This window comes from Streptomyces sp. MB09-02B (genome assembly GCF_033794485.1).
Taxonomy (GTDB): Bacteria; Actinomycetota; Actinomycetes; order Streptomycetales; family Streptomycetaceae; genus Streptomyces.
Map to the genome: position 1 here is coordinate 1 of NZ_JARGEE010000476.1, position 6,332 is coordinate 6,332.

The following is a 6,332-nucleotide window of genomic DNA, read 5'->3' on the forward strand; positions in this document are numbered from 1 at the left end:
GGGGGCGACGGTGTCGTCGGGGCCGTGGAAGAGCAGGGTCGGCGTCCTGAGCTCCGAGGTGTCGGTGCCCTGGTCACCGGGGGCGGCCCGCAGTCCGGTGCGGCCCTGGGCGGCGCGGACCGCGAGGGGCAGCAGGGCACCGGGGGTGCGGCGGGCGGCCGCGAGGGCGCGGAGGGTGGCGGTCCAGTCGAGCACCGGTGAGTCCAGGACGAGTCCGGTGACGCGGTCGCGCAGCGCGGAGCGGGTGGCGGCGCGCAGGGCCATGGTGGCGCCGGTGGACCAGCCGAGCAGCACGACCCGTTCGGCGCCGAACCGGACGGCGTGACGGATGGCGGCGTCCACGTCGCGCCACTCGGTCTCACCGAGGTGGTTCAGGCCGTCCGGGGAGCGGGGGGCGCCCGGGTCACCGCGGTAGGCGAGGGTGAGCACCGGGAAGTGGTGGCGGTGCAGGAACTCCAGGACGTTCATGGGGTGTTCGCGGGTGGCGCCCAGGCCGTGCACGGCGATCACCCAGATGTCCCGGTCCGCGGGCGTGAACCAGGCGGGCAGGGTGCCGAGTTCGCCGGGGATCTCGACGTCGTCGTGGTCGAGGCCGAGCGCGGTGCGCGGGTCGCCGAGGTGGAGGGCGGGGGTGAGCCGCACCTTGTCGCCGGGCTCCAGGGTGCCGTGGGTGACGCGCTCCAGACGGCGTACGACCGTGTCGGGGGCGTGCGGGGCGCCGTCCAGGACGCTGCCGACGACCGCGTGGGAGCCGTTGCCGGTGAGGCCGTAGGTGCCGGGGCGCTGGGAGGCGAAGGCACGGGTCAGGGCGATACGGCCGGCGGCGGTGGCGTGCACGGTCAGCCGGGGTTCCGTGGGCAGCGGTTCGCCCGGCGGCGCCTTCAGCGCGACGTCGCTGGCCAGCCGGCCCGCAGCGACACTGGCCGCACCGGCCGCGAACGCGACCCCTACCGCGGCGACCGCCGCTTTGACTGCACCCACGCCTCCAGTGTCCTGGCCGACCACGCCTCCGGCCAGTGGGCACGGACGCCGGAGTGACCGGTGTGGCGGGTGCGCGGACCTGATGCACGAATGCACCCACACGTGCTGGAGCCCTAGGGGGTGTTTCGAAAGTCCTGTGCGGTGCCCGCGGTGTCCGGTGCGTGCTCTCGGCGTGCCGGACGAAAGTCCTCGTACTGGACGTACTTGGGCTTTCGGCCGGTGCGGCGAGAGGGCGTGCCGGGCGCCGTGGGTGCTGTGCGGGACTTTCGAAACACCCCCTAGTCGGGCTGGCCGTAGTCGCGGAGGCGGGTGCCGGCTTTCGCCAGTTGGTCGGGGGTCAGGAGGTGCGGGGTGCGGCCCGGGACGGAGGACGCCGTCAGCCAGACTCTGCACATCCATTCGAGCTGGGCCGTGCGGTCGTAGGCCTCGGAGAGGGTGGTGCCGTAGGTGATCGTGCCGTGGTTCTGGAGGAGACAGCCGGTGCGCCCTGTCAAAGCGCGGAGCATGTTCTCGGCCAACTCCGGGGTGCCGTAGGTCGCGTAGGGGGCGACCCTGACCGGTCCGCCGAGGACGGCTGACATGTAGTGGATCAGCGGCAGCTCGCTCACCAGGGTGGAGACGGCCGTCGCGTGGACCGCGTGGGTGTGGACGACGGCCCGGGCGTCGGTGGTGCCGTGGATCGCCAGGTGCATGGGGAGCTCGCTCGTCGGGCGGAGCGTGCCGAGGACCTGCCGGCCGGAGAGGTCGACGCCCGTCACGTCGTCCGGGGTCAGACGGTCGTACGGCACTCCCGTCGGCGTGACCAGGACGGTGTCCCCGACCCGCACGGACACGTTCCCGGAGGTGCCGACGACCAGCCCGTCGGCCACCGTCCGGCGGGCCGTCGCGACGAGCTCGTCCCACGCCTGCGCCACGTCGTCCGTCACACCCGGTGCACCGCGCCGCCGCGCGTCCTGCCCGCCCCGGGCGTTCCCCTGCTGTTCGACCATGCCGCGATCCTGCCAGGCGGCCGGCGACGGCAGGCTCCCCGGCGCGGGCGCGGTGGGCGGATCGGGAGCCGCGAGAGGGCCCATGTCCACATACGTCACTCGGAGTTGGTAATTGGCCGATGATCGACCGGCATTCGGTGATCTTCCAATAATCTCCGGGTGTTTTTGTCGCACAATCGCCATTCCGGGGGGAAGTATGGCCACCGCTCCCAAGCCGTCCCGTCGCCGCAACCGCGCACTCGCCGCCTCCGTCGCGGCGCTGGCCCTGGGGGGGACCGCTCTCGCCGAGCTGCCCGTCTCGGCCGCCGCCCAGCCCAGGGGGCACGACGTCTCCTCGCACCAGAAGAAGGTGGACTGGTCGAGCGCGAGGGCGAAGGGCGCCCGGTTCGTCTACGTCAAGGCGACCGAGTCCACCACCTACCGCAACCCGTACTTCGCCCAGCAGTACAACGGCTCGCGCGAGGCGGGCCTGATCCGCGGCGCGTACCACTTCGCCCTGCCCCACCGGTCGTCCGGGAAGAGCCAGGCCCGCTACTTCGTGGACAACGGGGGCGGCTGGCGCGCGGACGGCTGGACGCTGCCGCCGGCGCTCGACATCGAGTACAACCCGTACGACGGGAAGAGGAAGTGCTACGGCCTGAGCGACGGCGCGATGGTCGGCTGGATCCGGTCGTTCAGCGACGAGGTGAAGCGCCTCACCAAACGCCGTCCGGTGATCTACACGACCACCCACTGGTGGAAGACCTGCACCGGCAACAGCACGGCCTTCGGCGGGAATCACGCGCTGTGGCTGGCCCGGTACGACTCCGCCGGGGCGGGGGAGCTCCCCGCGGGGTGGAAGTTCTGGACGATCTGGCAGTACGACAACGGCAGCGGGAGCCTGCCGGGTGACCAGAACCTCTTCAACGGGTCGACCAACCGGCTGAAGAGGTTCGCCCGAGGCTAGCGGACCCAGATATTCCGCCTTCGTTCGAAGGCCGCCCCTCCGCTTGTGGGTCTGCGGGCGCACCGCAGACCCACAAGCGGAGGGGCGGCACCGCGTTCATTACACCCGCACGCCTGCCTCAGTTCATCTTCCGTTCACCCAGGTTGCTTACGGTCCATGTGCCACTGACGTCCGAAAGAAGCTCGGGTAAATGGAAAACTTCTCGCTGATCCTCGCGATCGTGGTCGTCACCGCGCTTGCGTTCGATTTTACGAACGGTTTCCACGACACCGCCAACGCGATGGCCACCACCATCTCGACCGGCGCCATGAAGCCCAAGGTCGCGGTGGCCATGTCCGCCGTGCTCAACCTTGTCGGCGCGTTCCTGTCCATCGAGGTCGCCAACACCATCTCCAAGGGACTCGTCGACGAGTCCGGGATACAGCCAGAGGTCATATTCGCGGCGCTCGTCGGCGCCATCCTCTGGAACCTGCTGACCTGGCTGGTCGGTCTCCCCTCCAGCTCCTCGCACGCCCTGATGGGCGGCCTCGTCGGCGCCACCATCGCCTCGGTCGGCCTCGGGGGCGTGCACGGCGACGTGCTCGTCACCAAGGTGCTGATCCCGGCCGTCGCGGCCCCGCTGGTCGCCGGTGTCGCGGCGATGCTGGCCACCCGGCTGACGTACAAGCTCGGACAGCACACGAGCGAGAAGGCCTCCGGCAAGGGCTACCGCGCCGGTCAGATCGCCTCCGCGGGCCTGGTCTCACTGGCCCACGGCACCAACGACGCGCAGAAGACGATGGGCATCATCACCCTCGCCCTGGTGGCCGGGGGCGCCCTCGCGCCCGACTCCGACCCGCCGGTGTGGGTCATCGTCTCCGCCGGTCTCGCCATCGCGCTCGGCACCTACCTCGGCGGCTGGCGCATCATCCGCACGATGGGCAAGGGCCTGACCGACCTCCAGCCGCAGCAGGGCTTCGCCGCCCAGACCAGCGCGGCCACGGTGATCCTGGCCTCCTCGCACCTCGGCTTCTCGCTCTCCACCACGCACTCGGTCTCCGGTGCGGTGATGGGTGCGGGCCTCGGCCGCAAGGGCGGAGTGGTCCGCTGGTCCACCGCGACCCGGATGTTCGTCGCCTGGGGTCTGACCCTGCCGGCCGCCGCGCTGGTCGCCGCGCTCGCCGAGTGGGTGACGTCCTTCGGCAGCTGGGGCACGGCCGTCGTCGCGGTCTTCCTCATCGCCTCCAGCGCCGCGATCTGGGTGATCTCGCGCCGCGAGGTCGTCGACCACACGAACGTCAACGACACCGAGGAGCCGCCCGGTGTGGTGACCACGGCGATGGCCGCCGTGACACCGCCGCCCGCCGGCACGGTGACCGAGGACCTCTCGGCGACCATCCCGGTCCCCGCGTCCGCGACCACCGCCGAGGCCACGGCCCCGGCGAACTCGTCCACGCCGACGCCCGCCGTCTGAGCCCCGCGACCTCCCGAGGAAGAACACCACCATGCACATCGACTGGGCAGCCCTCGGCTCCGTCTTCGGAGTCAGCCTCGTGGTCACCGTGGCCCTCGTCGGCCTTTTCACCCTGGGGATCGTCGGCCTCTCCAAGCGGGAGGCGGCGACCGCCGCCGGCACCTCGCCCGCGCTCGCCACGACAGCGGCCTACGCCTGCTTCGCGGCCTGCACGGCGGCGGTGGGTTACGGGATCTACCTGATCATGGCCTGAGGCCCCGTCCCCCCGTCCCCCCGTCCCACCTCGCACGACGCACGACGCACAGAGGCAAACCCCTCGTACCGTCTGATCGGTACGAGGGGTTTGCCTGTTGCCGTCTGCCTCAGCGCGCCTCCGGGCCCCGCGGCCGCGCCCCGGCCAGAGCCCGGTCCAGGCCCCTCAGCCGCTCCGTGACCGGGGTGAGCCCCCACCACAGGCCCGCCCCCGTGGCGAGGAGGGCGGTCACCGCCACCCAGACGACGCCCCGCGCCTCCGTCCCCGGCACCAGCAGGGCGACGAGAGCTCCCGCCCCCACGGCGAGGACTCCGGCGACCGTGCTGAAGAGCACCAGTGGGGCGGCGGCGGACAACAGCGTCCGCCGGTCCCTCGATGCCCGCGCACGCGCCGAGGCGGATGCCTTGGTCCGATCTTCCATCGCGCGTACCTCCCGTCCCCCGGACGGTTCGTCAAGAGCCGTCCGCACCCGGGTCCACAAGCCCCGCCAGAAAACCACGCCACGCGCTGTGACGGAAGGAGAGCACAGCGTTCTTCCTCGCGTTCGAGTCCGCCGTTCCCTCAAGGGTTCCGTCCGGCACCGCCGAAATGAGCGCAGAAAGAGCCGATTCGGGCGTCTGGCGATATTTCAGCGATGTGGGGCTGAGCACACCCCTGCGTCGCAGGTCAACAGCAAGTTGACGGGTCTCGAAGGGGCGTGGTGGACTGCCGGGGCCATGTACGACGGCAGGAGAGGAAGCCGGTGGAAGTCCGGCGCGGTCCCGCCACTGTCACCGGGGATGAACCTCCCGGGAGCCAGGAACTCTCGCCGTCGGTCTCGTCGAACCAGGGCGTGGACACCCTGAGTGAGGACATATCGCCATGTGCGGCTGCCGTCTGAGTCCCCGTACCGGATCCTCGTCCGCCCCCGCGATCGGCTGAACCCGTGCGTGCCGATCGCGTCTTCGCGTACGGCGCCACCGCCGGACTCCTCGGTGACCTGCTGCTCGGCGACCCCCGCCGGGGACATCCGGTCGCCGCGTTCGGGCGGGCCGCCGGTGCCGTGGAGCGGGTGCTGTGGCGGGACCACCGGGGGTGGGGCGCACTGCACACCGCCGTGTGCGCGGGTGGCGCCGTGGCGCTCGGGGCCGTCGCCTCGTCCGTCGTACGGCCCTCGCGTGCCGCCTCCGTCACGTTGACCGCCGCCGCCACCTGGGCCGTCGTCGGGGGGACTTCGCTCGGGCGGGAGGCCCGGGCGATCGGACGGTCCCTGGAGGCGGGGGACGTCGAGGGCGCGCGGGCCCGCCTGCCGCATCTGTGCGGGCGGGACCCCCAGGCGCTCGACGCGGACGGGATCGCGCGCGCGGTCGTGGAGTCCGTCGCCGAGAACACCTCGGACGCGGTGGTGGGGGCGCTCGTGTGGGGAGCCGTGGCGGGCGTGCCGGGGCTGGTGGGGTTCCGGGCCGTCAACACCCTCGACGCCATGGTCGGACACCGGTCGCAGCGGTACCGGCGGTTCGGCTGGGCCTCCGCGCGGCTGGACGACGTGGTGGGGTGGCCGGGGGCCCGGCTCACGGCGGTGCTGGCCGCCACCTCCGGTGGGGACGCCCGGGGGGCCGTACGGGCCTGGCGCGCGGACGCGGGCAGGCACCCGAGCCCCAACGCGGGGCCCGTGGAGGCGTCGTTCGCGGGGGCGCTCGGAGTGCGGATGGGGGGCACGTTGTCGTACGG

Annotated in this window: 7 protein-coding genes and 1 riboswitch; of the genes, 4 read left to right on the forward strand and 3 right to left on the reverse strand. The window is 72.3% G+C overall.

Annotated elements, in window-relative coordinates:
* Together P1P70_RS38300 and P1P70_RS38305 are read right to left on the reverse strand one after the other, a co-directional pair.
* Positions 1-981 (reverse strand): alpha/beta hydrolase family protein (locus P1P70_RS38300; protein WP_319246005.1); only part of this gene is annotated, 981 nt, incomplete at its 3' end.
* Positions 982-1,259: 278 nt separating this feature from the next.
* A complete protein-coding gene (locus tag P1P70_RS38305) occupies positions 1,260-1,970 on the reverse strand; it encodes a class II aldolase/adducin family protein (protein ID WP_319246015.1) in 711 nt (236 codons plus the stop codon).
* 196 nt (positions 1,971-2,166) lie between these two features.
* On the opposite strand from P1P70_RS38305, the gene P1P70_RS38310 reads away from it, so the two are divergent.
* The 3 genes from P1P70_RS38310 (at position 2,167) to P1P70_RS38320 (ending at position 4,622) form a co-directional block, all read left to right on the forward strand.
* A complete protein-coding gene (locus P1P70_RS38310; RefSeq protein ID WP_319246006.1) occupies positions 2,167-2,916 on the forward strand; it encodes a lysozyme in 750 nt (249 codons plus the stop codon).
* Positions 2,917-3,106: 190 nt separating this feature from the next.
* Positions 3,107-4,369, forward strand: a complete 1,263-nt coding sequence (locus P1P70_RS38315) for an inorganic phosphate transporter (RefSeq protein WP_319246008.1) — start codon at positions 3,107-3,109, stop codon at positions 4,367-4,369.
* Between the two features lie 31 nt (positions 4,370-4,400).
* On the forward strand, positions 4,401-4,622 hold the full coding sequence (locus P1P70_RS38320; protein WP_217185538.1) for a hypothetical protein: 222 nt from the start codon (positions 4,401-4,403) through the stop codon (positions 4,620-4,622).
* Positions 4,623-4,731: 109 nt separating this feature from the next.
* Here P1P70_RS38320 and P1P70_RS38325 read toward each other — a convergent pair whose 3' ends face one another.
* Positions 4,732-5,043, reverse strand: coding sequence for a hypothetical protein (locus P1P70_RS38325; RefSeq protein WP_319246011.1), 312 nt, complete (start codon positions 5,041-5,043; stop codon positions 4,732-4,734).
* Positions 5,044-5,305: 262 nt separating this feature from the next.
* Positions 5,306-5,448, forward strand: a riboswitch (cobalamin riboswitch).
* A 99-nt stretch (positions 5,449-5,547) separates the two neighbouring features.
* Between P1P70_RS38325 and P1P70_RS38330 the strand changes: the two genes are divergently transcribed.
* On the forward strand, positions 5,548-6,332 hold a 785-nt coding region (locus P1P70_RS38330; protein WP_319246013.1), incomplete at its 3' end, for a cobalamin biosynthesis protein.

Excerpts from the sequence above, each read along its gene's own strand:
- P1P70_RS38305 (WP_319246015.1), bottom strand. The coding sequence starts at position 1,970 with ATGGTCGAACAGCAGGGGAACGCCCGGGGCGGGCAGGACGCGCGGCGG.
- P1P70_RS38310 (WP_319246006.1), top strand. The coding sequence starts at position 2,167 with ATGGCCACCGCTCCCAAGCCGTCCCGTCGCCGCAACCGCGCACTCGCC.
- P1P70_RS38315 (WP_319246008.1), top strand. The coding sequence starts at position 3,107 with ATGGAAAACTTCTCGCTGATCCTCGCGATCGTGGTCGTCACCGCGCTT.
- P1P70_RS38320 (WP_217185538.1), top strand. The coding sequence starts at position 4,401 with ATGCACATCGACTGGGCAGCCCTCGGCTCCGTCTTCGGAGTCAGCCTC.
- P1P70_RS38325 (WP_319246011.1), bottom strand. The coding sequence starts at position 5,043 with ATGGAAGATCGGACCAAGGCATCCGCCTCGGCGCGTGCGCGGGCATCG.